Annotated in this window: 25 protein-coding genes and 2 pseudogenes; 6 read left to right on the top strand and 21 right to left on the bottom strand. The window is 58.9% G+C overall.

All coding sequences use genetic code 11. The features are described 5' to 3' along the window. The 4 genes from ASF04_RS28100 to ASF04_RS08305 all read right to left on the bottom strand — a co-directional run. On the bottom strand, positions 1–407 hold a 407-nt coding region (locus tag ASF04_RS28100; RefSeq protein WP_229204964.1), incomplete at its 3' end, for a hypothetical protein. A gap of 198 nt (positions 408–605) precedes the next feature. Further along, on the bottom strand, positions 606–1112 hold the full coding sequence (locus ASF04_RS27395; RefSeq protein WP_156368572.1) for a hypothetical protein: 507 nt from the start codon (positions 1110–1112) through the stop codon (positions 606–608). 187 nt (positions 1113–1299) lie between these two features. Then, positions 1300–1788, bottom strand: a complete 489-nt coding sequence (locus ASF04_RS28105; protein WP_229204965.1) for a DUF3806 domain-containing protein — start codon at positions 1786–1788, stop codon at positions 1300–1302. 401 nt (positions 1789–2189) lie between these two features. Beyond that, entirely contained in the window at positions 2190–2678 is a 489-nt protein-coding gene (locus tag ASF04_RS08305) for a DinB family protein (RefSeq protein ID WP_056139879.1), read from the bottom strand. Between the two features lie 27 nt (positions 2679–2705). Between ASF04_RS08305 and ASF04_RS08310 the strand changes: the two genes are divergently transcribed. Beyond that, on the top strand, positions 2706–3899 hold the full coding sequence (locus tag ASF04_RS08310) for a TDT family transporter (RefSeq protein WP_082488628.1): 1194 nt from the start codon (positions 2706–2708) through the stop codon (positions 3897–3899). Between the two features lie 10 nt (positions 3900–3909). On the opposite strand, the gene ASF04_RS08315 is transcribed toward ASF04_RS08310, so the two are convergent. From ASF04_RS08315 to ASF04_RS08345, 7 genes are all read right to left on the bottom strand, one after another. Further along, on the bottom strand, positions 3910–4518 hold the full coding sequence (locus ASF04_RS08315) for a uracil-DNA glycosylase (protein WP_082488629.1): 609 nt from the start codon (positions 4516–4518) through the stop codon (positions 3910–3912). Next, positions 4515–5915, bottom strand: coding sequence for a cytochrome D1 domain-containing protein (locus ASF04_RS08320; protein WP_056139881.1), 1401 nt, complete (start codon positions 5913–5915; stop codon positions 4515–4517). Before ASF04_RS08320 ends, ASF04_RS08315 begins: the two co-directional genes overlap by 4 nt. Next, entirely contained in the window at positions 5902–6342 is a 441-nt protein-coding gene (locus tag ASF04_RS08325; RefSeq protein WP_082488630.1) for a DUF305 domain-containing protein, read from the bottom strand. The genes ASF04_RS08320 and ASF04_RS08325 overlap by 14 nt, the downstream gene beginning before the upstream one ends. Continuing rightward, positions 6339–7145, bottom strand: a complete 807-nt coding sequence (locus ASF04_RS08330) for an anti-sigma factor (RefSeq protein WP_056139889.1) — start codon at positions 7143–7145, stop codon at positions 6339–6341. The genes ASF04_RS08325 and ASF04_RS08330 overlap by 4 nt, the downstream gene beginning before the upstream one ends. Continuing rightward, the gene (locus tag ASF04_RS08335; RefSeq protein WP_056139892.1) at positions 7142–7660 is read right to left on the bottom strand and encodes an RNA polymerase sigma factor; all 519 of its coding nucleotides are present in this window, start codon (positions 7658–7660) and stop codon (positions 7142–7144) included. Before ASF04_RS08335 ends, ASF04_RS08330 begins: the two co-directional genes overlap by 4 nt. Positions 7661–7671: 11 nt before the next feature. After that, the gene (locus tag ASF04_RS08340; protein ID WP_056139895.1) at positions 7672–8103 is read right to left on the bottom strand and encodes a nuclear transport factor 2 family protein; all 432 of its coding nucleotides are present in this window, start codon (positions 8101–8103) and stop codon (positions 7672–7674) included. Positions 8104–8191: 88 nt separating this feature from the next. After that, entirely contained in the window at positions 8192–9076 is an 885-nt protein-coding gene (locus ASF04_RS08345) for a LysR substrate-binding domain-containing protein (RefSeq protein ID WP_056139900.1), read from the bottom strand. Positions 9077–9176: 100 nt separating this feature from the next. On the opposite strand from ASF04_RS08345, the gene ASF04_RS08350 reads away from it, so the two are divergent. The 4 genes from ASF04_RS08350 (at position 9177) to ASF04_RS08360 (ending at position 11772) form a co-directional block, all read left to right on the top strand. Then, positions 9177–10187 carry a YeiH family protein gene (locus ASF04_RS08350; RefSeq protein WP_056139903.1) on the top strand — a complete coding sequence of 337 codons (1011 nt, stop codon included), beginning with the start codon at positions 9177–9179 and terminating at the stop codon, positions 10185–10187. A gap of 47 nt (positions 10188–10234) precedes the next feature. After that, complete coding sequence (locus tag ASF04_RS28620) at positions 10235–10492, top strand: substrate-binding domain-containing protein (protein WP_229255202.1); 258 nt, start codon at positions 10235–10237, stop codon at positions 10490–10492. Further along, positions 10492–11007, top strand: a complete 516-nt coding sequence (locus ASF04_RS08355) for a substrate-binding domain-containing protein (RefSeq protein WP_307139974.1) — start codon at positions 10492–10494, stop codon at positions 11005–11007. Before ASF04_RS28620 ends, ASF04_RS08355 begins: the two co-directional genes overlap by 1 nt. Positions 11008–11523: 516 nt before the next feature. Then, complete coding sequence (locus ASF04_RS08360; RefSeq protein ID WP_056139905.1) at positions 11524–11772, top strand: hypothetical protein; 249 nt, start codon at positions 11524–11526, stop codon at positions 11770–11772. 86 nt (positions 11773–11858) lie between these two features. On the opposite strand, the pseudogene ASF04_RS26625 reads toward ASF04_RS08360, so the two are convergent. The 10 genes and pseudogenes from ASF04_RS26625 to ASF04_RS08410 all read right to left on the bottom strand — a co-directional run. Beyond that, positions 11859–12788 (bottom strand): annotated as a pseudogene (locus tag ASF04_RS26625) (IS30 family transposase); the annotation flags it as partial. Between the two features lie 68 nt (positions 12789–12856). Continuing rightward, positions 12857–13737, bottom strand: a pseudogene (locus tag ASF04_RS08365) (IS3 family transposase); the annotation flags it as partial. A gap of 82 nt (positions 13738–13819) precedes the next feature. Next, positions 13820–14908 (bottom strand): DUF3800 domain-containing protein, encoded by a 1089-nt coding sequence (locus ASF04_RS08375; RefSeq protein ID WP_056139913.1) that lies wholly within the window; start codon positions 14906–14908, stop codon positions 13820–13822. A 123-nt stretch (positions 14909–15031) separates the two neighbouring features. Beyond that, on the bottom strand, positions 15032–16750 hold the full coding sequence (locus ASF04_RS08380) for a DUF2326 domain-containing protein (protein WP_229204966.1): 1719 nt from the start codon (positions 16748–16750) through the stop codon (positions 15032–15034). A 64-nt stretch (positions 16751–16814) separates the two neighbouring features. Continuing rightward, positions 16815–17063: an ABC-three component system middle component 8 gene (locus tag ASF04_RS08385; RefSeq protein WP_056140042.1), complete on the bottom strand. Its 249-nt coding sequence runs from the start codon at positions 17061–17063 to the stop codon at positions 16815–16817. Continuing rightward, on the bottom strand, positions 17047–18012 hold the full coding sequence (locus tag ASF04_RS08390) for an ABC-three component system protein (protein WP_056139919.1): 966 nt from the start codon (positions 18010–18012) through the stop codon (positions 17047–17049). Before ASF04_RS08390 ends, ASF04_RS08385 begins: the two co-directional genes overlap by 17 nt. A gap of 37 nt (positions 18013–18049) precedes the next feature. After that, positions 18050–18370 carry a helix-turn-helix domain-containing protein gene (locus ASF04_RS08395; RefSeq protein WP_056140045.1) on the bottom strand — a complete coding sequence of 107 codons (321 nt, stop codon included), beginning with the start codon at positions 18368–18370 and terminating at the stop codon, positions 18050–18052. Positions 18371–18955: 585 nt separating this feature from the next. Beyond that, entirely contained in the window at positions 18956–20521 is a 1566-nt protein-coding gene (locus tag ASF04_RS08400) for an IS66 family transposase (protein ID WP_056139922.1), read from the bottom strand. A gap of 29 nt (positions 20522–20550) precedes the next feature. After that, positions 20551–20898, bottom strand: a complete 348-nt coding sequence (gene tnpB, locus ASF04_RS08405) for an IS66 family insertion sequence element accessory protein TnpB (RefSeq protein WP_056139924.1) — start codon at positions 20896–20898, stop codon at positions 20551–20553. Continuing rightward, positions 20895–21269 (bottom strand): transposase, encoded by a 375-nt coding sequence (locus ASF04_RS08410; protein WP_056139926.1) that lies wholly within the window; start codon positions 21267–21269, stop codon positions 20895–20897. The genes tnpB and ASF04_RS08410 overlap by 4 nt, the downstream gene beginning before the upstream one ends. A 114-nt stretch (positions 21270–21383) precedes the next feature. On the opposite strand from ASF04_RS08410, the gene ASF04_RS26630 reads away from it, so the two are divergent. Beyond that, on the top strand, positions 21384–21635 hold the full coding sequence (locus ASF04_RS26630) for a helix-turn-helix transcriptional regulator (protein ID WP_373922128.1): 252 nt from the start codon (positions 21384–21386) through the stop codon (positions 21633–21635). Positions 21636–21772 lie beyond the last annotated feature (137 nt).

The following is a 21772-nucleotide window of genomic DNA, read 5'->3' on the forward strand; positions in this document are numbered from 1 at the left end:
AACAATTCGGGTGATCCAATGAGGTAAATCGCTTGGGCCTCCCGTCTCCCGAAGCGCTGTAGGACGCTGTAGTGTTCCGTCATACCGGGCATCCACACGGAGACAGTCAGTACGTCAAGAGCATTTCCGTCAGGCTCCCTGTAGAAACCTTCACGCCCGAACGCCCACGAGACTTTGCTTGACTTTGCCTCGCCTAGACTGGCCCACCCCTGAGACACTGCTTCCTCCTGGGTTTCGGACTCAAAGTCGACCACCTGTCTCCCATCATCGCCTTCGAGAATGGCGAATGGACAGATCAGCTCACCGGCTCGATTTGCGTCAGCAATTGCTGCACAGTGGGCGAGAACGAAGCCCGCAAGTTCAAGTGCTTCATTTGGAACGGAAACGGGGAAGAAAGAACCGGACATTAAATACTCTTAATATGTTATTGAAGTCGCGCCGCAACTTTGCGTCGGCTGGATTGAATGGCTGTTCTTGGCCGTTCTCGGCCGGTCGGGCTAGCATAGCATGTTGCGATCTGAAAATACCCAAACTGGCGGCGACACCGCAACCGCCCCATAGCGGACGTCAAAACCTTCTTTTCTTCAGCCGATATTGGAACGGCATTAGCTCCATCGCAGGAAACTCGGATGCTTCAGGTCGATGAGCCAAGCGCGCATGGCACTGAGGGCCAGCTCGCGCGGCAAGACTAGCTCGTTTGAGGGGGTGTAAAGTGAGCCGTCATCATCTTTAAAGGTAATGGTTTTTCCAATCGCAAACGTGTTGTGGGGATGGCTCGCATGATGGGAGCGATGCTCTCCTATTCGCGCAACTGCATATTCCCCAGAACACCATAAGTAGAAGTCGCCTAGGCTATATTTGCCCTCATTCACAGAAGCTTCGATAAAACAGTCTGTGTCGAGTGGAGCGCCAATCCAAGTGGCGGCTGCAGGCCCTGAGCTTAAAGTAGACGTCCTCTGCACCGGGTCAGGTGTAAATCGGATGATCGTAAGTTCATAACGTAGAACACTGGAATGCTCTTCCGGAACATTTTCTTTCGTCAAATATCCAAGCGCGCGCTTGATCAACGTACGAAACATTGCGAAACCTTCCATGTAAGAGATCGAATACACGCAAATTATTCTACCATAGTGTTTTTCATGAACAGACTTCGCGATTGTTGACGTCGGCTAAAGCCCCAAAGCCGACCTTCATCTCTTGCGGAGGGCCATTGCCTTGGGAGTCTGTTGACTGAGTGAATGAAGTCGTGGGCCGGCCGTTCAGCCGTTAGCACCGCCGGTTTTGCACTGAAAATCTAGACTAAAGTTTGTTGGGCTTTTTACTCGAAATCTCTTCAAACCCGTTTGCAACACCGTTGTAGAGATCAAAAACATCAACGGTCTCTCCCCGTTCAACACGTTTTGAAATCATGGTGATCGGGAAGACTATGACGGATGTGTCTTTGTATCTAAGAGCAAAATCTCTGCCGTATTCGTCTTCGACGACTACCCAATGGAAGCCCATGTCGAGGACAAACGCGTCGCCCAAGACGACCCCCATGCACTGAAGTTCGAACGTTTGGTTTGCTTTGAACATGTTCGCTGCAATAACCGCGCGCAACGTTCCCAGTTTTCCAGGTGCAGTGATATATTTTGATTCCAAGTCCGATGGGGACAAGAGCTTCTCGATGACTGCCCGCTGGTGTGCCAACGCTTCTATGTCTTGTGACGATGGAAAATAAACCTTTTGATCGCTTGACATAGCTGCCCCAGAAATTAACAACAAAAATGCACAAAGTAACTTATTCAAGAGACCTCTTGGAGGTGGGAAGTTTCTTCCGATTTGATGGTTTACGCGACTTTATCGAACGGCCGCATCTGGCCGAACGCGGCCCTCGCATCTGCTACCGTAGTCTGATGAAACCGACTGAAGTGCCCAGTATGACTGCACCCGAGCCGGTCCCGGTAGTATCGTTTACATACTCCGAGCTTGAACCAGTAACATAGTCTCTTCCCAGTCTAGCTCGGACTGCTGAGATGTAGATGGTAGGACTATCGAAGCCGCCATCCGCGCTCTCGACCAAGATCTCATCTTGGTCCTCATACTTGGAAAGGAGCTTGAGTAGCTCGATTTTCTTCAAGATGCCCTCTCAAATTTTAACGGCAGCTTTTGGCCGAACTCGGCCTTGTCGGTACTGGCTCGATTCAGAATTACTGTCTTCGCTCTGGTTCAACTGCGTGGATAAAGACAGTAAAGGTATCGGCCGGGCGCACAGCCTTTGCCAAGTCCAAGGCATGGCCGATTGCTCCCCGGTGGTATGCACCATGATTGACGATATGAAAAAGGATTTCGAGGCGCGTCAACCGCCCTTGTTTACCGTCTACAAACTGGAAGGAGATTTGAACATTCAGTATTTCGGAAGTCGACTCAGCGACGTAACGCAAAAACCATTCGTTCGATTGCATCAGCCTTACGTCAAGTTCGTCAAGCGTGGGAACGACTTCTGTGTTTGTGGTGTGATGCGGAGTCTCATTGCCTAGGAGACGTGCTCTAAATAATTCTTCCACGATGGCCATGTGATTCAACTGCTGGCAAATGAAGGAAACAGCTGTACTTCCAGCAGTCACCTCAAGCGCTTTGGCAGCATCAAGGGTGCGGCGATCAGCCCATTGTTTGTACTTGAAACCGTCTACTAGCATTTGCACTCTCTACAAGAAAACAATTGAATGGCCGGTATTGGCCGAAAGCAGAAGTTCGTCGTCGCCAGTGTAACTCAGCAAGAAGCGGTGGATTTCGCTACTTCATGCCCTGTCGTCGCAGTAATTTCCAAAACGTCGCATCTATTTCGGAAAGTCACATTTGCGGCAACGATGGGCACCGGCATCTTGTCGCTCGCGCTCGCCCAACTTCCAGGCGCGCTCCCGGGAATGGCCCGCCTGGCCGAGGGACTTTGGCTTTTTAACATTGCGCTGTTCGTATTGTTTGCCGCGCTGTACAGCGCGCGCTGGGTCATGTTTTTCGACGAAGCGAAACAGGTGTTCGGCCATGCGACCGTCTCCATGTTCTTCGGTACCATTCCCATGGGCTTAGCTACAATTATCAATGGATTTCTCAGCTTTGGCGTGTCGCGCTGGGGCGCCGCCGCCGTCGCGGTGGCCGAAGCTTTGTGGTGGATCGATGTGGCCATGGCACTTGCTTGCGGCGTCCTCATTCCTTACCTGATGTTCACGCGCCAGCAGCACAGCATCGACCAAATGACGGCGGTCTGGCTGCTGCCGGTCGTCGCTGCCGAGGTTGCAGCGGCGAGCGCCGGGCTGCTTGTGCCACACCTGCAGGATGGTGGCGCGCGCTTCACAGTCCTGATCACCGGCTACGTGCTGTGGGCATACTCGGTGCCAGTGGCGCTCAGCATTCTCGCGATTCTGTTATTACGCATGGCCCTGCACAAACTGCCGCACGAAAGCATGGCGGCATCAAGCTGGCTGGCGCTCGGGCCAGTGGGCACCGGCGCGCTCGGCATGCTGGTGCTCGGCGCCGCCGCGCCGGCGACGCTGGCGCCGTTTGGCCTGGCCGAGGTTGGCCACGTGGCCAACGGGATGGGCGTGGTGAGCGGCCTGCTGCTTTGGGGACTCGGCCTGTGGTGGATGATGCTGGCAACCCTGATTACGCTGCGCTACTTCAGGGCAGCCGTTCCATTCAACCTGGGCTGGTGGGGCTATACCTTTCCGCTCGGCGTATTCGCGGTCACCACGCTGCGTCTGGCGAAGGTGCTCGATTCGCTGTTCTTCGAGGTCTTCGGCAGCGCGCTGGTAGTGGTACTGGCAAGCCTGTGGCTGGTTGTCGCATGGCGCACCGCGCTCGGCGCTTACCGTGGCAACCTGTTCGTCTCTCCCTGTATTGCGTCGATGAACCGGCCCTGAAGGCCAACGTTCAGCGCGCCAGTTGCGCCGCGCGCGCCAGTGTCGCGACGATTTGCGGGGCCACAGTTGGCGACGTACAAACAGATAGCGGACTCGGATGAGGCATTTCCAGTACGATCAAGCCCGGCCGCCTGGCCTCGATGGCAGCGTGGGCCTGGCGGGCCGTGCGTCCGGCCAGCACGACCACCCGCAGGCATGGCAGGAGGTCCAGCACATCGCCTAGCATGGCGATGCCTGCGCGTACCGCCGCCACACCCAGGCGCGCCGGCGGAGCTTGCTCGTCGGCCAGCCAGGGCACGGTATTCCACAGCACGGTACGCGCACGCGTGACGGCGGCTTGCGCCAGGAAACGTTGAAGATTGCGCTGCGCAGGACCAGGATTGTCGCGCGAGACGAAGCGCGGGCGCATCGCATGGCGCGCCGGCGCTTCCAGCAAGATGAGAATGGACGCATCGGCGCCGCCGTCCAGCGGATCGAAGTACGGCAGCGCGCGGACGGCGGCGTGCGTGTCGACCCACTGGTTGAGCGCGACCACATGGGGAAGAGACAGCAGTTCGACGCGGCGTGCCAGTTCGGCTACATCGTCCAGCAAGGGAGCCACCGGCACGCCAGACGTCACTCGCTGCTCGCCAGCGCTGCCTGCTCCGCTCCGGCTGGCGTGTCGCCCTCCATCACCAGGATCCGGCTGGCGCCAGCCGGCTGCTGCGCCAGGCCCGGCCGCACGTCGCGCATGGGCCCAATGGCAGTACCGTTCGCCATGCCTTTGCCGTCAGTCTTGAAGCGACCCACCGGCGCGCGCTGACCACCGGCGTAGACGTTGTAAACAGTCTCCGGTTTCAGTTTGTACAAGAACACTTCCAGTGCATCGGTCACGCCCAGGCTGCGCACGACCACGAATCCTTTGGCGTCGCCGCGGGACTTGAGAGCGATATTGCTCGACTCGCCGTTCACACGCGGCACCAGGTTGCTGGTACCAGCACCGGTGGGCACGGCATGGGACACGTAGACAAGCGCTTGCGGCGCCTGGCCGGCCGCCACATGCGCGACGACCTTGTTGCTTGCGGTGTCGATCACGTCGACACCATCGCCGTTTTCGAGACCAACGTACACTTTGCTGCCGTCGTCCGACGCCCATGCGCCATGCGGCAAGGCCCCGGTCGGTATCGTCGCCATCAGTTGTGGCTGATCACCGGTGGAATAGACCTTGACGACATTTTCTCCGCCCACTGTCACGTAGGCTCTTGCGCCGCCAGCGTTCTTCCCGAACGCCAGGTGGTTGGTAATAAAACCGGTGTCGATGACGCCTTTGACTGTCAGCGTCGCCACGTCGATGCGGGTGACCTTGCCAACGTCCTTGTGCGTCATCCAGACTTCCTTGAAATCAGGCGTGAACTGCAAGAACGGCGAGAACGGGCTAGTGACAGAAATATGCTTGATCACTTTGGATGTTTTCATGTCGATGACATCGACGACAGGATTAAAGCTCGATACCACGAACGCCAGTTTGCCATCGGGATGGAACATCACCATGCCCGGACCACCTGTTGTCTGGATCCGGCGTTTTTCCTTGAAGGTGACAGGATCGATGACCGAGACGTAATCTTCGCCGCGTACCACGACCCAGACTTCGCGACCGTCCGCGGTGAAAAATCCTTCGTGAGGCGACCGCCCGATATAGGTAACGCCCTTGACCTTATTGGTGGCCGTGTCGATGAAGGTCACCGAATTGGAGCCATTCGATATCGCAATCAAGGTTTTATGGTCCGGCGAAAAACCCAGTCCATGAACATTCACTTGCCCCTTGTACAAAGGAGACAGGATGTTGGGCCGCTGATTACCCAACCGGATTTGTCCCAGCAACTGATTGGTGGATGGATCGATCACCGAAACGGTGTTGCTGTTCTGGTCAGCTGTATAGACGCGGTCCTGTGTGCCTGGCGCAGCCTGCGCAGTACCCATGGCAGCGACCGCAAGCGTCATGGCGAAGGTGAGCTTATTCAATTCAGTGAGTTGCATGAGAGTCTTTCCTGGTGTCTGCGTTGGTGGAATCGGCTCTTGCGCCGTGGGCTGCCTGGTAGCGTTGCAACCAGGCGCGCATTACATTGATTTCGTTCTGTTGTTCGACGATGATGCCTTGTGCCAGGTTGCGCAGTTCGCGGTCGTTACTGTGCACCAGGATGGCCTTGGCCATATCGATCGCGCCTTGATGGTGAGGAATCATCATGCTCATGAAGTCATGCGCGGGGTCCCCGGTTGTCGGCGCGCGTCGCATGCCGTCATCCATGATCGCCATGGCATCATCCGCGAGAGACGCATAGGGCCTGTCGCTACTGGCGATAAACGAGGCAGGCGGCGCAGTCGCGCCATGGTGGCCAGCATGCTGCGCCGAGACTGTGGCGGTGCAGCACCAGAGCATGGCGCCCAAAAAAAGTGAAAATTTCAAACCGGTCCCTCCAGTTGTTCATAGACGGCGCTGGCAACCCGTGCCAGTTCGCCCTTGTCGACGGCTGCGGACAGCGCATAGCCGAACTTCCCGTCGATCCAGTAAAACACGTTGACGTCGCCCTCTTTGGCGAACCGAAAGCCGGTGTCCTTGTTGCGCGCCTGCTCCGTCGACACGTACAGCGTCAGGCGCTGGCCAGCGCCGTCGTGGTACATGAATTGCGCTACCGGCCCGCTGGCCCCGGGCAGCAGGCGCCCGCCGATCAGTTCATAGCCCAGCTTGCCCAAATGCGGCGGACGGATCTTGCTGCCCATGCGCTTCGACAGCCAGGTCACCAACTGGTCTTCCTGGTCGGCGCGAATTTCCACTGGCCGGCGCACATCCGGGCTGTACACGGCATGGGCTATTGCGGCCTGGTGTGCCAGGCCGGACCACGCTGCCTGCTGATACGCGGGCGCTTGCTGCTCCATACGCGCCAGGGACTGGCCAGTTGCCGCGCCGCGCAAGCCCCAGCCGGCGCCACCGCTCACCAACGCGATTGCCAGGCCCGCCGCCAGCGCCTGCCATTGCCAGTGCCGGTTGCGCTGCGGCGTGGTGGCCGCTGCCATGGGCGCCGGGACCGGTTCGCCCAGCACCGGATCGAACAGGCGATGCATGGCGTCGTTCTGGGCCGCGTAGGCGCGCACGCGCGCAGCTTCCTCGGGGCGCTCTGCCAGGTAGGCGGCGACCTCGGCAGCGCGTGCTGCCGGCAGCACGCCGTCGACGTACGCGTGCAGATCGGCTTCAGTCACGGGCAGGTTCATTTCACGACTTTCAACGAGTTCACGCGGGCGCCGCCGTCCATCAGGCTGCGCAGCTTTTCGCGGGCGCGCGCGAGCCGCGACATGACGGTCCCGACCGGGATGCCGAGCGTCGACGCCACTTCTTCATAACGCATGTCTTCCAGCCCGACCATCAGCAGGATCGCGCGCTGTTCTTCGCTCAGCAGGCGCAGCGCGGCATCCATCTCGCGCACCTGGATGCCGACCGTGCTGCGATCCGCCAGGGCCGGCATCGGCGTATCATCGTCGAGCGGCTCGGTGACCAGTGCGCCGCGCCGTATCTGATCGATACGCATATTGTGCATGATCGCAAACAGCCAGGCGCGCGCGTCCGTGCCGGGTTGTAGCGCGGCGCGCTGGGCCCAGCCGCGTTCGAGCGTGTCCTGCACCAGGTCATCGGCCGCGGCGCGCTCGCCCACGAGCGCGCGCGCGTAGCGCCGCAGCCGCGGGACACACGCCAGCAACTCCGCGCCGGGAAGAAGGGGCAGGACGCTCATGGAACCAGTGATTACATCGCGCTGGCGGCCAGCTTCGGATCGATCTGCCAGGTTTCATTGACCAGTTTGCCGTCGCGGTAGGTCAGCACGTAGCGCACCTTGATGGAGGCCTTGCCGTCGAATTGCACTGCCGCCGTGACGGTCGCACCCTTCGGATTGACCGACTCGGACGCGCCCATAACGGTGACGCGCAGCGGGCCCATCGCGCCGAACTTGCTCCATACGGCGCCGATGGCGGCTGCACCGTCGTAGCTGCCGTCAAGCGGTCCACCAACCCAGGTCAGCCGCGCATTGTCGGCGTAATCATGCACGATGGCGGCGTGTTCACCGGCGCCAATGGCGGCGAAGTGGGCTTGCGCCATATCCAGCGCAGGCCCGGCAACAGCCGTGGTGGCGATGCCGATGGTGCTGGCCAACAGGAACATCAGGTGGGTGGTTTTCATGGGTGCGGTCCAGTACAGGTCAGGTTGAAAAACGGGCTTGCTACAGGTGCAAACGTCATTGCCCTGTTTTTATTCCATGTATTTGTATTTATTTTTTTGTGTTCATCAATTCTTCAAATGCCAGCGCCGCACGGCTGCGATGGCGTTCAGGATGACGCAGCATCGAGAACCCACGCGCCGGCAGGACCAGCGCCGCGCGCGCCAGCAGGCCCGCCTGAACATGCGATGCCACGACCAGTTCGGAAATCGCGGTGGCAAAGGGACCGGCCATCACCGCGCTGCGCACCGCCTCGTTGGACGGCAGGCTGAGAGCAACCTGCATTGCGGCGACCGGCACGCCCATGTCCGACAGCGCTTTCTCAAACGCCGAACGCGTGCCGGAACCGGTTTCGCGCAAAATCCATTGCGCCTGCACCAGGTCGGCAGCCGCCAGCGGCACCCCGGCGGACCATGGATGATCGGGTGCTACCACGACAACGAGCTGATCCTCCCCCACAGCTTCGATGGCCAGGGAGGGTTCGTCGATATCGCCTTCGATGAAACCGAGATCGGCGCCACCCAGCAGGATGGCCTGCGCCACGCTGTCGGTATTGCCCACTTCCAGGGTGAGGTCGATGGCCGGGTAGGTTTGACTGAATTGCACGAGCAAGCGCGGTAGCCAGTAACTCGCGATGGTCTGGCTGGCGTGGATTGCCAGCGTGCCGCGCCGCATCTGGCCCAGCTCCGACAACGTGTTTTCCGCTGCACGCGCGCTGGCCAGCGTGCGTTGCGCTTCTATCAAGAAAATCAAACCGGCGTCGGAGAGTTCGATGCGCCGTCCTATCCGATGGAACAGTGCCGTGCCATAGCGCTCTTCCAGGGCCTTGATCGATGAGCTGACGGCAGACGGGGATAGAAACAGCGCGGAAGCCGCCTGAGTAAGGTGCTGGCGTTGTGCGACTTCAACAAAAATGCGTAGCTGGTCCAATGTCATCGTTCGATCCAATCTAATGATTTGTCATTAATTATACGATGGACCGAACGAAATCGCCGTTCAATAATGCATGCACTAAATATATGAACGAGAGTCGACCATGACATCCCACTATCAAAAATGCGCTCCATTTGTACCCGGCCTGTTACTGTGCGGCGCCGTCACGCTGGCCGCGTATGGGCTGGAAGCTGTAGAAGCCCATCTGTTCGGACGCGCGTGGCTTGAAAGCCTGGTCCTGGCGATCTTGCTCGGAACCGGACTGCGCACCGTGCACCGTCTCGATCAGCGGTTCGAGCCAGGCATCCATATGGGCGCCAAGCTGCTGCTTGAAATTGCCGTGGTGCTGCTGGGCGCATCCGTCAGCGCCGGCGCGCTGCTCGAAAACGGCATGGGACTGGTCGGCGGCATTGCCGGGGTAGTCGTGCTGGCAATTCTGTTCAGTTATTTCCTGGGCCGCAGCGCCGGTCTGCCGAAAAAGATGGCGATCCTGATTGCTTGCGGCAATTCAATTTGCGGCAACTCGGCGATTGCGGCGGTGGCCCCAGTGATCGACGCAGATGGCAAGGACGTGGCCGCCTCCATCGCCTTTACGGCGGTGCTGGGTGTGGTGGTGGTGCTCGGGTTGCCGTTGCTAGTCGGGCTGTTGTCATTCACGCCGGTTCAATACGGCGTGTTTGCCGGGCTGACCGTGTATGCCGTGCCACAGGTACTGGCGGCAACGAGTTCGGTGTCCGCAGCCAGCGTGCACATTGGCACCCTGGTCAAGCTGGTGCGCGTGTTGATGCTGGGCCCGGTCGTGCTGGTGTTGTCCTTGACAGGGCGCGGACGGGGAGGCGCCCGCCTGAACGTCGCGCACCTGGTGCCGTGGTTTATCGTCGGCTTCCTTGCATTGCTGGGCTTGCGCTCGCTGGGCTGGATTCCGCAGGCAGCGCTGGCGCCAGCGCACGTTGCCGCCAATTTCTTCACCATTATGTCGATGGCCGCGCTCGGCCTCGGCGTCGATGCCCGCGCTGTCCTGCGTGCCGGCGGCAAGGTTGCCGGGGTTGTCATTTTTTCGCTGCTCGGCCTTGGTGTCATCAGTTTCGCCCTGATCAAATTTCTGGGTGTTTAAGGACGTAGCAGTACGCCATCCATTTTCCAAAAACGAAAGAAAACGCCATGACATCACATCACTATTTGACCGCGGCGCGCTGCAGCCTTGTTGTTGCAGTCTCGCTCACCGCTGGTATCGCGTGTGCCCAGCAGCCGTTGCTGGTGTACGGCCCGGGTGGACCGGCTCCTGCGATGAAAGAGGCGGCGGCGGCATTCGAGCACGCGAACGGCATCAAAGTCACCGTCACGGCCGGCCCCACGCCGAGCTGGTCGACCACGCAAAACAGGATGCGGACATCATCTACAGCGGTTCGGAAACGATGATGACGGACTTTACGTTAGCGATGGGCGGCAAGATACAGGAGGCAAGCATTACCCCGCTATATATGCGTCCCCTGGCGATCCTGGTGCGTCCCGGCAATCCCAAGCACCTGCGCGGCGTGGCCGACCTGATGCAGCCCGGCGTGCGCCTGTTGGTGGTCAACGGTGCCGGCCAGAACGGCGTCTGGGAAGACATGGCTGGCCGCAAAGGCAGCATGGAGTCGGTGCGCAAGGTACGCGCAAATATTGCCAGTTACGCACCCAACAGCGCGAGCGCGCGCGGTACCTGGACCGCGCGCACCGACATCGACGCGTGGCTTATCTGGAATATCTGGCAGGTGTCGAACCCGCGCCTGGCCGACGTCGTGCCAATCGAACCTGATTATGCGATTTACCGCGATACCGGCGTGGCGTTGACTGAGCATGGCGCTGCCAACCCGCAAGCGAAGCAGTTCATCGCATTCCTGCAATCGCCGCAAGGCAGCGCGATCTTTGCCAGGTGGGGCTGGCAGAAATAATGAGCGCCGGATTGTGGGCCTGCGGCGGGTTTCAGTATATTCAGGTACCGCGTGCAGCGCGTCGCACGGCGGCGGTAACGATTCCTAGACAAAATGGACAATAACGCACCATCGCGCGGGGCGGTCGTGACCCAATCGCTTGCCCTGGCAGCGCCCGGTGCACTTGGAACCCTTTCTGGAGCTGCAGCCGCAGGGACTGCCACCGCATGGCGGGTCGTCTTCCAGGGGAGCGACGCCAACCCCATGAAACGGAATCTGACGCTCAACAATACTTGTAATGCGCAGGATGACCTAGGCGCCGACAACGTGAGGATCGAGGTCGTTGCGTTTGGCCACGGCATCGCGATGCTGATGGCCGACAGCGCTGTCGCCGAACGGCTAGCTTGTCGAGATGCTTGGCCAAGGTCGCCGGCGATAGCTCGCCCCTGCGGCGTTTGACTGGCTGGTCCCCTTGGCATTGAAAAAAAGTGTTGTCGGCAAGCCGCGCGCCCCTGATTAGCGCGCCATGGCGCCAATATGGTCGATCAGAACATTTTGCAGGACCATGCTTTTTTGGGAAAGACAGCATTTGAATGCCGGGGCAAAACCACCCTGATTAGCAAAGATGAAGACGACATCGCCACGCCCTGCCTGCGCTTTGGCCAAGACCGTCGTCTCTCGACGGCCGACGGGCACCAACTGGCCCACAGGTTCGCTACTACGGGCTTGCCGGACAGCGACAGTCCGCTTTTGGCCGAAAGCGGAAGTTCTTCGCGCTCAGTGTAACTCAGCAAGAACCGGTGGACTTCGCTACTTCATGCCTTCGGTAGTCGCAGCAATTTCCAAAACGTCGCATCTATTTCGGAAAGTCACACAAGCATCGTAAATCGGCTTGATCGCTCGACTAAGGTGCCGATCGCGGATCGGTTTAGGCCAATGATCAGGTCACCTTCCCAATGTCCTGGCACAGCACGATCTTCGGCCTCAGCGGGCCGCTTGGAGATCATCACATCCTCCCTGACGTGTGCCCAAGCCTTAGCTTGGGCCCTTGTCCTCGGCACGCGCAAAGCCCGCCCAGTGCGCAGACAACTAACCAACTCGCGCTTGAGGGCTCCTCGCCCTTGGATATAAAGTGCTTGATAAATGGCTTCGTGAGAAATGCGCATCGATTCGTCGTCAGGGAAATCGGTCTTCAGCCGGTTAGAAATTTGTTCGGGCGACCAACCACTGACCCATTTACGGTCACCGCGATGCGGCTTGTTTCTCCCAATGAACGGCGCTTGCTGCGGCCCAGAAACTGGACGGCCATTGGCGTCTCGAATCCTACCTTCAAGACGGTCTTGAACGTAGTCGTGCAAGCGCTCATTGATCGCCAGTTTCGAAGGTTTAGGTCTCTTGGCAACCAGCTCCGCCTTCCACTGCGCAACCGAAGCTCGATACTCAAGTCGGCCGCCGCGAGTTGCAGCGTTACGCGTCAGTTCGCGGGAAACCGTTGATGCACTGCGCCCGATAAGACGAGCAATCTCGCGTACTCCAGCACCTCGGCACGAAAGAAGTCCGATTTCCTCTCGTTCCGCGAACGACAAGTACCTCCCGGAAACCGGGCTCAAAATAGAAAGTGGCATGCCGCCATTATGGCGGAACCATCGCGTCCCAACCGCTTGAGAAACGCCCACCGCCTCAGCAGCCTTCTCACTCGTAATACCTGTTGCTATTTGCTCCCAGAATAGCCGCATTGTTTCGCGGCGAAGCGACGGCGCACCTGGTGAGCGCATCGCTCCACGCCCCGTCAATTTTTCCATCCACCTCGCGGGTCGTCCCATAAACACCTCCTTGATTTAGGGTGTTGCGAGGACCAGTTGAATCCGCCTTGGCTGCCACGGTCCGAGTGCACAATCAGCCCTGGCGCCGGCCGCTTTCCTCGAACGGCCCGCCACAACGCTTGCGCCGTGAGCTCCTGCGTCATCCTCGGCCCAAGCGCATAGCCCACCATCTCGCATGTGAAGACGTCCTTGATGCCGGCCAGATAGAGCCATCCTTCATCGGTGGCGACGTAGGTAATGTCGCTCACCCAGGCTTCGTTCGGGCGCGTCGGGGCGAAGGTCTGTTCCAACAGGTTCGGCGCCACCGGGAAGCTATGGTTCGAGTTTGTCGTGGCCTTGAACTTTCGCTTTTGTTTGCAGCGCAGGCCAAGCTCGCGCCGCAGCCGAACGATGCGATCACGGCCGGTGTCGAATCCCTGGGCGACGAGCTCCGGCTGCAGGCGCAAAGGCCCGTAGGTTTCACGGGTCTGCACGTGGGCCGCCTTGATGGCCACCTTCAATCGCTCATCGTCCTGAGCCCGCCGCGACGGCGGGCGCGCAAGCGCGGCATAAAAGCCGCTGCGCGACACATCGAAGACGCGGCACAGCAGGCTAAGCGGATACTCGAGTCGCATCGATTTCATGAACGCGTACCGGGCAGCGACTCCCTGGCAAAGTACGCGGTGGCCTTTTTTAACACGTCCTTCTCCATCCGCTCGACAGCCAGCTCCTTGCGCAGCTTGGCTACCTCGGCCTCCAGTTCGGCGACGCTGCGGCTCCCGGGGGGCGCCTTGGGGTCCGTGCCGCGCTTGGCCGCGCTCACCCAATTGGCCAACGTCCCTTTGGGCATCGCGATACGCTGCGCCGCTTCCTCTAGCGTCAATCCCTGCGCCAGTACCAGTTTGACCGCCTCGGCCCGGAACTCTGGCGTGTATGTTGGTGATTTCATGTTTTCACTCCTTTTGACAAGTTTATCAAATGGAAGTGTCCATTAATGTCAGAGTACCTCAGTGATTTATCTAAAAAGCATCTCATAGCATGTAACGGCGCGGCACGACCTGGTTCAAGCCAAATGCAGTAATTTCATCGGAGCGCTTCCGTAACTCGCGCATCGACCTATCGACGCCTGGATAAATCTTCTCCGGGTTGCGCTGCATATCTCGAAAGAACCTCATCACAGTCCCTGCGATCACATCAGCAGCCTGAATACCTACCGACTCATGCGATGCCGCGAATTCAAGCGATGCCTGTTCATGAAACATATAGTCGGCAGCGGGTGTGAATGCCTCAAAGCCTGAGTCCTTCATACTCTCCGCCGTGCGTTTGGCCACACGCAAGATTTCTTCGACCTCCAATTGCTGGTCATGCACAAGACTTACGCCTGCCAGCTTTCGCCTACGGAACAGATTGATCCTAGCGTAGATGTTCGTGAACGACGACAGGTTGGGAAGCATCCATACCTGTTTGCTGTGCCTGTTCAGATCGGGCGAAGGAAGAAACCTCAAGTAGGCCGAGGGGTCAGCCTTCCGCATCTCGCCATATTCCGTTGCCCCCTCCACGACCATGCGGTGTACGCCCTCACGTATGTCCTGATTTTGGGGCATCTTGGACTCTCCCGCAGAAAACAGCATCAGACTTCCGAATAAACTCATCAGCGAATCATCGGATGGGGAGAGGCAAGCCTCGACAAACCGGTTCAGTACGTGATCAGAAACTTCGTCGTACAGGAAGTCGACGGCGACACTCTTCAGAAAATGCAACTGCGGACCTTCAGGAAAACCCATCACGGGAGGCAGCAACTGGTGGTTCACCAAGTTCATGCAAATGAAGTAGCGTTTGTCGACAACCTCGATGAAAAGCGGGAGTTCCGCATCAAGCACTTCAGAGAGCAACTCAGCAACGAAGGCCGATTGGTTTTGGAGCGACTTGGATTTAAGCTCGCCTGCAGGTATCCTGTGTCGGCCCCGCATCGCCTCGATCTTCTGCACCAGCGCCGCCTCATCCTCGATGCCCAACGCCGCCAATACAAAAAAAGGTTGATCTAGGAAATCGTAGGCAATACCTGATTTGACGAGGTCTCCGCTGTGTCCGCTCTCGTCGAAGAAAAAGGACAGGCTCATGGCACACTCTCGTCAACGACGTGCGAGTGTGAGGCGCCTGATGCCGTGTCTGTGGTGGCAAAATTGGATGATGCAATGTTTCCAGACGATTTGAAGACTATATCGGCGGTGGTGGTAGGCATATCACCACGCTTTCATTTTGAATAAGCGACCTTGCTCATTTTCATCGTGCAGGGTCAGCACGATTTCCGCTCCCTCAAACACCGGTTCGCTTTCACCCGTACGCACAGGCAGATCTGAGTCGATCAGCGTAATGATAGGCTGAAGGCCGAGCTCAGCGTACCGACGAATGATCATCAACAGGTTCTCCTTCTTCCTGTCATCCAACGATTCAAACACGCCATCGTGATAGACGAAACGCGGGAATTTTTCGTCTATACGAGCACGAAGAATCGCCAAGTCGAAGGCAATACAGAGCAGCTTGCGGTACGTGTTCCCACGGTCGGCGCTCGTCGCGTTGCCAGACTCGTCTAGGATCTCGGCCTTGAACTCCAGGTGCCCCTCCCTGTTAGGGGACACGCTGAGCAAGGCTTTGCGGTTGATGACCTCTTCAACGATTTCGCTGAAGAAGAGACGAATGACCGAGAACAGGCTGCTTTTGTCCGAGTTCTGCTTTTCAACGTCCGCTTCGATCTGCGTTTGCAGATGGCCACGCGCTTCCGTCAATGCCCGAATTTCCGTCCGAAGTTCCTGCAGCCGGTGCAAACCTTCCCGCTGGCGCTCCAATGAGGTAATGTCGGCGCGCAGGGTCACCATGTCGTCCGACACCTGCTTGTACTTGACGAACACATCTGTCCCGCTCAGGAATGACAACATCTCCGAGCGCTTCTTGCCCAGGACGTTCAGTTCCGCATTGACGCGCTTCAGTTCGGTCTCAACCTCGGTGCGCTCCTCCTGGAGATAACCGCGGCGCTCGTCCGTGATCGCTTTGTTGAATGCGATCAACTGCTGGAAGTCCTTCTTGATCTGCCCCTTGAACAGCACGCCGGCCTCCTCGAACAGGCGTTGTGCTTCATCTGGATTGAAAAGGATCTGATCCTCCTCCAGCGAGGCAAGAATCTTCTTCCTGTTCTGGTTCAGGGAATAGCGCTCCGCATTGAGCGACGCGATCCGCTCGTCGACATCATCGACCAGTTGCTTGGTGCGATCCTTGTCCTGCGAGCGAAAGTCGAAAGCGTCGAGCAACTTCTGTTTTTTCTCGGCCTCCTTCTGCTTGAGCAGCAGGAGGCCCTCGATCTTGCTCATGTCCTCGATGGAGCCACCCAACTCGTCCTTGACGGTTTGCGCAATGGCCTGCTTCTTTGCGAGTTCAGCTTCCTTGGCATAGTGCTGCTCGATCAACGGTGCGTCGAAGCCGAGAATATGAGCGAGAAACGGCTTCCAGCCGGCATGTGCGGCCTGGAATTTGCGCAACTGGAATACATCACGGAAATCGTCCTGCGAACGCAGTAGATAGCCCAAGCCCTTGCGGAAAGACCAGGGCTTGAGGGCACGCCAGTCAAGCAGTCCATCCAGCAGATCCCGCGCGCGTTCGAACGGCACTTCCTGATGGTCCCATTCCGATATCGGCAGAACCGAGAAGTCCTGATGACCAGCCTGGTGTTTCTTGAAGCTGATCTTCGTCGCGTCATCAACGCCTCGCAGCACCGTGACGAACGAGGCATCATCCAGTTCGATCTCTAGGAAAAAGACAAAATCTTTGAACAGGTCGTGATGTTTGAACAGAAAAAACTTTGGGTCTCGCTTCGCAAGAAAACCGAAATCAAGCAGCCGTCCCAGCGTGGTCTTTCCGAGATTGTGGGTGTCCTTGTTGCGGTTCTCTGGCAGGCGAATTTCCGCCATGACGACATTCAAGCCCGACGCAAAGTCCACGGGTTCAAATATGTCCGGTTTGTTCGAATAGAGTCTAGATAGCTTCATTGGGCCCCACGTATTCCACGGCATCGGTCTTGGGGCGATAGTCGATCAGTCCCATCAGATAAAGAAAATTCAGCGCTGGCAGGAACAGGACGTCCCCACCCGTGACGGACTTCTTCGCGTACTTGCGCAGAACGTCGTATTCGTCCACGCGGCGATCCCGCAGCCGTGCCAGCAGCAGCAGTGACACATTGATGACCGTGCGGTCCGGGTGCGAGTGCTTAGTCGGTCGCAGCATCATCCACCTCCCCGATGTCACAGTTCCAGTACATATAGAACAACACGGCACGTGTGAGGCGCTTGTGCGCCTGCTGACGCAACACGGCATCGCGATTGAACAGCAGGTCCACCAGGTACTCCATGACCTGGTCGAAGGTCTGGTAGTCCTTGCGTTTGGCAATGATCTTGAGCTGGAACTCATCGACCACAGACTCATACAAGTGCAAAAGATCTAGGTTTTCCGGGGCAGCTAGGAAAGCGCGAATCTGTGCCGTCTCTTTCAGGTACCTTTTTCGTTGCGCCTTGGCATAGTCCGCGCTCATGTTGTTGAGCACGTTCTTCTGCTCGAACGTCACGCGAACTGTCGGCGGATCATCGAGTAGCGCTGTCACCGCGTCCTTTTGCCGCGCCAACGCCTGTACCACTTCGGCCAAGTCGTCCGGACTGACGATGAGCGGCGAATCGACAGGATCGAGATCGGCCTTCGCCGCCACGTCGGGAAACGTCTTCAGCAGGATTTCCAGTTGCTCCAGGCCACACAGGTAAATCGACGATGCAGGGACATCACACTGCGCCGCAAGGTACTCGCGTATCTCGCTCTCGGCATTGCCGGCCAGGCGCCGGTTGGCAAACAGCATGTAATGGTCGAGTTGTTTGCTCTCGCGCAATTTCTTAATGCGTGGGATCTCCTTGCCGAGCACTGTGTTCAATGCCGTGGTGCTGAAGAAATCAGACTCCGAGAAATTTCGGTTGTAGCCGTTGGTGTGCTTGGCCTGAACAACAGTCGTGCCCAGCCATGGCGCAGCCTTGCTCGGATGGAGTTCGGCCGTGCCAACAAACTTCGCATCGCGTCCGCCGTCAGGCCCCTTGGCGAAACCTTGTACGGAAATACCGAGCAGGTGCTGACACAAAAAAACGATCAGTGTCTCGAACTGACCGTCGCTCAAGTCTTCATAGGCGTACTTCATCTCACCTCCGCGCCGGGTACCTGCTCACGCCGGCGCATCAGGCGGCCACCGTGATGCCGGCGCCATGCGCGCGGCGCGCGGGGCGCACGACAATCTCTACCTGCTGATCAAGCGACACGAGCGCCTGCATTAGGCGCTCGAGCGAAATGTTCTCGAGCTTGTAGCGGCGCACCTGCGACACCTTGGGCTGGGTCATGCCAGTGATATTCGCCGCCTCGGTCTGGCTCAATCCCCGCGCCTCGATCAGAGTGTTGAGCTTCACGGCGAGCACGGCTTTCGCTGACTGCTCCTCCGCATGCTCGATCCCGAGATCGTCCAGTACGTTGTCCGTACCTTTGTGATTGTCTTTGCTTCGCATCATTTATCTCCAACTGAGCCTAGAAGAGACATCGGCTTCCCCTACGAATTATATCCGTTCAGGACTAAACTAGGCAATCTTCACGTCGTCGTCAGGTACAAGTACCCTGGGCACAGGCGACATGAATCGCCGTGGCCTTTCCCAGAAGGTAGCTCGGCGCGCATCCCTGCGGCATGGCACTCGAAATACGAGCATCAGCAGTTATGCAGCCGCATCGCACTCGATGAGGCGTGGCTCACTGAGTTCACCAGTAGAGGGGGCACCAAAGTCCAGCATGACAGCCGGAGCAACATTAGGCAGGCGGCCGGAACTGCTTGCAATCACGTTGAGCACCTCCAGACGCTCAGCTTTGGCGAGCTCGAAAACTCAGCCATGTGCAAGCAAAGCGCTGACGAGCGACTTGGCAGCGCCTTGCCCAAGTACGCTCTAGCGAGTTGTCCATAAGACGGCGGATAGTCACCATTACTCAACGTGACCAATTCCGAACGATGACTGATCAAGCGTAAGCGTCGGCCCGGGGCCGTATTGATACCAGCGTCGAATCACTAGATGATAGCGTCACACCGCTGGGAAGCGGCGTGTTGTTCAGGCAGGGGCCAGTTGCCCGGCGCAATGCCAGGGCAGTAACTCGTCAACCCGATTGACGGGATGATCGGCGATGTGGGCTAGCACATGGCGTAACCAAGCTTCGGGATCGACCCCGTTGAGCTTGGCCGTACCGATCAGTGAATAGATGGCGGCGGCGCGTTCGCCGCCGGAGTCGGCCCCCGCAAACAGATAGTTGCGGCGTCCGATCGCCACGCCACGCAAGGCACGCTCGGCGGCGGAGTTGTCGATTTCGATGGCGCCGTCATCGCAGTAGCGTGTCAGTGCCGGCCACAGGTTGAGCGAGTACAGGATGGCTGCCGAAGTATCAGACTTGCGCGACAGTTTCTCCAGCGCGGCGCGTAGCCAGCGTTCAAGGTCGTCGAGCAGGGGCCTGGCCCTGGTGTGCCGGGCCTTTCGCCGTTGATCGGGAGGCTTGCCTCGGATATCGGCTTCGATGACGTAGAGCTCGGCGATTCTGCGTAGCGCTTCGGTCGTGAGCGCTGAAGGCCGCGCTTCATGCAGGTCATAGAATTTGCGCCGGGCATGAGCCCAGCATGCGGCTTCGTGGATCGCGCCGTTTTCGTAAAGCGCGTTGAAGCCGGCATAGGCATCGGCTTGTAGCACGCCCTCGAACTTGGCCAGGTGGGTTTGTGGATGGACGCCTTTGCGATCCGGCGAGTAGGCGAACCAGACGGCGGCTGGCGCCGTGTCGCCGCTTGGCCGGTCATCGCGCACGTACGTCCACAGTCGGGAAGTCTTGGTTTTGCCATTGCCGGGAGCGAGCACCGGGATCGGCGTATCGTCAGCATGCAACTTCGTGGCGGCCAGCACATGACGCCTGATAGCATCGACCAGTGGTCGCAGTAAGGCGCTGGCGGCACCAACCCAGCTTGCCAGCAGTGCGCGATCCAGATCCACGCCTTCCCGTGCATAGATCACGCTCTGGCGGTAGAGCGGCAAGTGGTCGGCGAACTTCGCCACCAGGACATGTGCCAGCAAACCGGGGCCGGCGATGCCGCGTTCGATCGGGCGGCTCGGCGCCGGCGCTTGCACGATGGCGTCGCAGCAGCTGCAAGCGAGCTTGGGGCGCACATGGCGAATGACTCGGAAACTGGCCGGTACATATTCGAGCTGTTCGGCCACGTCCTCGCCCAAAAAGCGCAGTCCACCACCGCAAGACGGGCAAGCGTCGGTGGCGGGCAGGTGGACCTTTTCATCGCGAGGCAAGTGGTCAGGCAGCGGTTTGCGTACAAGCTTGTTGCGTGGTGCCCGGTCCGTTTCAGGTACCGCCTTCACCACCTCGCCTTCATCGGCTTGCAGATCCTCCAGCTGCAGTTCCAGCTGCTCGATCTGGTGGTCCAGTTTCTCGGACTTGCGGCCGAACTGCATGCGCCGCAGCTTGGCGATCCACAGCTTGAGATGCTCGATCTCGGCAGCGCGCGTGTTCAACTGCGCTTCCAGTCCTGCGACCTGGTCATCGCGCTCTTGAACGCGACGTTCGCTTGCCAGTAGCAATGCCTTCAGGGCAGCGATATCGTCAGGGAGGTCGGCGGCAGTGAGCATGAAGCGAGTTTACGCGAGGCCGGTGACGTTTACAAGGCCGACGTCGGCCGCCAGGTGCGCTCTGGTCGGCGCCAGTCGATTCCCTCCAACAGCATCGAAAGCTGGGCTTGCGTCAGTGCCACGCTACCGCTGTCGGCCTGCGGCCAGACGAAGCGTCCCCGCTCAAGACGCTTGGCCAGCAAGCACAGGCCATCGCCAGTCCACCACAGCACCTTGATCATGTCGCCGCGCCGGCCACGGAACACGAAGACGTGGCCGCTGAAAGGATCTTCGGCCAGCGCAGTCTCCACCTTGGCCGCCAGCCCGTTCATGCCAGCGCGCATATCGGTGATGCCGGCAGCGAGCCAGATCCGGGTGCCGGCAGGAAGGCCAATCATGCGCGCAGACTTTGCAGTACCAGCCGCAGAAGCGCCGCGTCCGTGCCGGCGCAGACGCGCACAGTGGCATCGGCAATGGTGATCTCGATAGCACCCCCGTGAGCGGCACCGCTGGCCGGCTTTGTTGCCGGTGAAGACGACTTCAGCACTACCGGCAGCAGCCTGGTCTCACTCGTGGCCGGCCCGGTCAGCAGGCCGGCGCGCAGGTCGCGTCGCCATTTGAACAGCATGTTGGTGTTGATGCCATGATCCTGGGCCAGTTTCGATACCGAAACGCCGGGCTTGCATGCCGCCACAGCGAGTCGATGTTTAAACTCGGGCGAATAGTTGGGCCGTCCTCTACGATTGCCCGACTCCACTTCAGTGTCCACAGTAGTTCCCGCTAAAAAAGTAACGGGAACTACTTTGGCAGACGCTACTCGCTATGAACAGACGGTGCAGGGGCGACGCTTACGATCAAGCATCGCCCTTTAGGGGAGCAAAAGATGGATAACCAAGATTCCGGCCAACTCGACCGCCGCGACGTTTGCAACACGTCGGCCGAACCGCCTCGCGGCGTAGACGGGCACGAAGAACGTCTCCAACTTGTCCCTGCGCGCCCTCTTCCTTTCCGGCGCACCATCCGCCGACCCGAACTGCATCAGTTGGTCCCGCTTGCCGATACGACAATCTACGACATGGAGCGTCGCGGTGAATTTCCGAGGCGCTTTAATCTGACACCGCGTTGCGTGGTATGAGATCTTGCGGAGGTGGGGGCTTGGCTGGCGGCACGCCGCCAAGCCTCGGATGCAGACACGCTGAAACGAGCCTCTTCACCTGACGTCCGCCAGCGCAAGCGACGCCCGGTCAAACAAGCGCACGCAGTGTAGGCACT

Origin of the sequence: Duganella sp. Leaf61 (assembly GCF_001421905.1) — a bacterium.
Taxonomy (GTDB): Bacteria; Pseudomonadota; Gammaproteobacteria; order Burkholderiales; family Burkholderiaceae_D; genus Rugamonas; species Rugamonas zoogloeoides.

Excerpts from the sequence above, each read along its gene's own strand:
- ASF04_RS08395 (WP_056140045.1), bottom strand. The coding sequence starts at position 18,370 with ATGCGAAGCAAAGACAATCACAAAGGTACGGACAACGTACTGGACGAT.
- ASF04_RS08320 (WP_056139881.1), bottom strand. The coding sequence starts at position 5,915 with ATGCAACTCACTGAATTGAATAAGCTCACCTTCGCCATGACGCTTGCG.
- ASF04_RS08345 (WP_056139900.1), bottom strand. The coding sequence starts at position 9,076 with ATGACATTGGACCAGCTACGCATTTTTGTTGAAGTCGCACAACGCCAG.
- ASF04_RS08310 (WP_082488628.1), top strand. The coding sequence starts at position 2,706 with ATGGCCGGTATTGGCCGAAAGCAGAAGTTCGTCGTCGCCAGTGTAACT.
- ASF04_RS28620 (WP_229255202.1), top strand. The coding sequence starts at position 10,235 with ATGACATCACATCACTATTTGACCGCGGCGCGCTGCAGCCTTGTTGTT.
- tnpB (WP_056139924.1), bottom strand. The coding sequence starts at position 20,898 with ATGATTGGCCTTCCTGCCGGCACCCGGATCTGGCTCGCTGCCGGCATC.
- ASF04_RS08330 (WP_056139889.1), bottom strand. The coding sequence starts at position 7,145 with ATGAACCTGCCCGTGACTGAAGCCGATCTGCACGCGTACGTCGACGGC.
- ASF04_RS08385 (WP_056140042.1), bottom strand. The coding sequence starts at position 17,063 with ATGCTGCGACCGACTAAGCACTCGCACCCGGACCGCACGGTCATCAAT.
- ASF04_RS08375 (WP_056139913.1), bottom strand. The coding sequence starts at position 14,908 with ATGAGCCTGTCCTTTTTCTTCGACGAGAGCGGACACAGCGGAGACCTC.
- ASF04_RS08335 (WP_056139892.1), bottom strand. The coding sequence starts at position 7,660 with ATGAGCGTCCTGCCCCTTCTTCCCGGCGCGGAGTTGCTGGCGTGTGTC.
- ASF04_RS08305 (WP_056139879.1), bottom strand. The coding sequence starts at position 2,678 with ATGCTAGTAGACGGTTTCAAGTACAAACAATGGGCTGATCGCCGCACC.
- ASF04_RS26630 (WP_373922128.1), top strand. The coding sequence starts at position 21,384 with ATGGATAACCAAGATTCCGGCCAACTCGACCGCCGCGACGTTTGCAAC.
- ASF04_RS08390 (WP_056139919.1), bottom strand. The coding sequence starts at position 18,012 with ATGAAGTACGCCTATGAAGACTTGAGCGACGGTCAGTTCGAGACACTG.
- ASF04_RS08340 (WP_056139895.1), bottom strand. The coding sequence starts at position 8,103 with ATGAAAACCACCCACCTGATGTTCCTGTTGGCCAGCACCATCGGCATC.
- ASF04_RS08360 (WP_056139905.1), top strand. The coding sequence starts at position 11,524 with ATGGTCGATCAGAACATTTTGCAGGACCATGCTTTTTTGGGAAAGACA.
- ASF04_RS08350 (WP_056139903.1), top strand. The coding sequence starts at position 9,177 with ATGACATCCCACTATCAAAAATGCGCTCCATTTGTACCCGGCCTGTTA.
- ASF04_RS08400 (WP_056139922.1), bottom strand. The coding sequence starts at position 20,521 with ATGCTCACTGCCGCCGACCTCCCTGACGATATCGCTGCCCTGAAGGCA.
- ASF04_RS08380 (WP_229204966.1), bottom strand. The coding sequence starts at position 16,750 with ATGGCGGAAATTCGCCTGCCAGAGAACCGCAACAAGGACACCCACAAT.
- ASF04_RS08355 (WP_307139974.1), top strand. The coding sequence starts at position 10,492 with ATGACGGACTTTACGTTAGCGATGGGCGGCAAGATACAGGAGGCAAGC.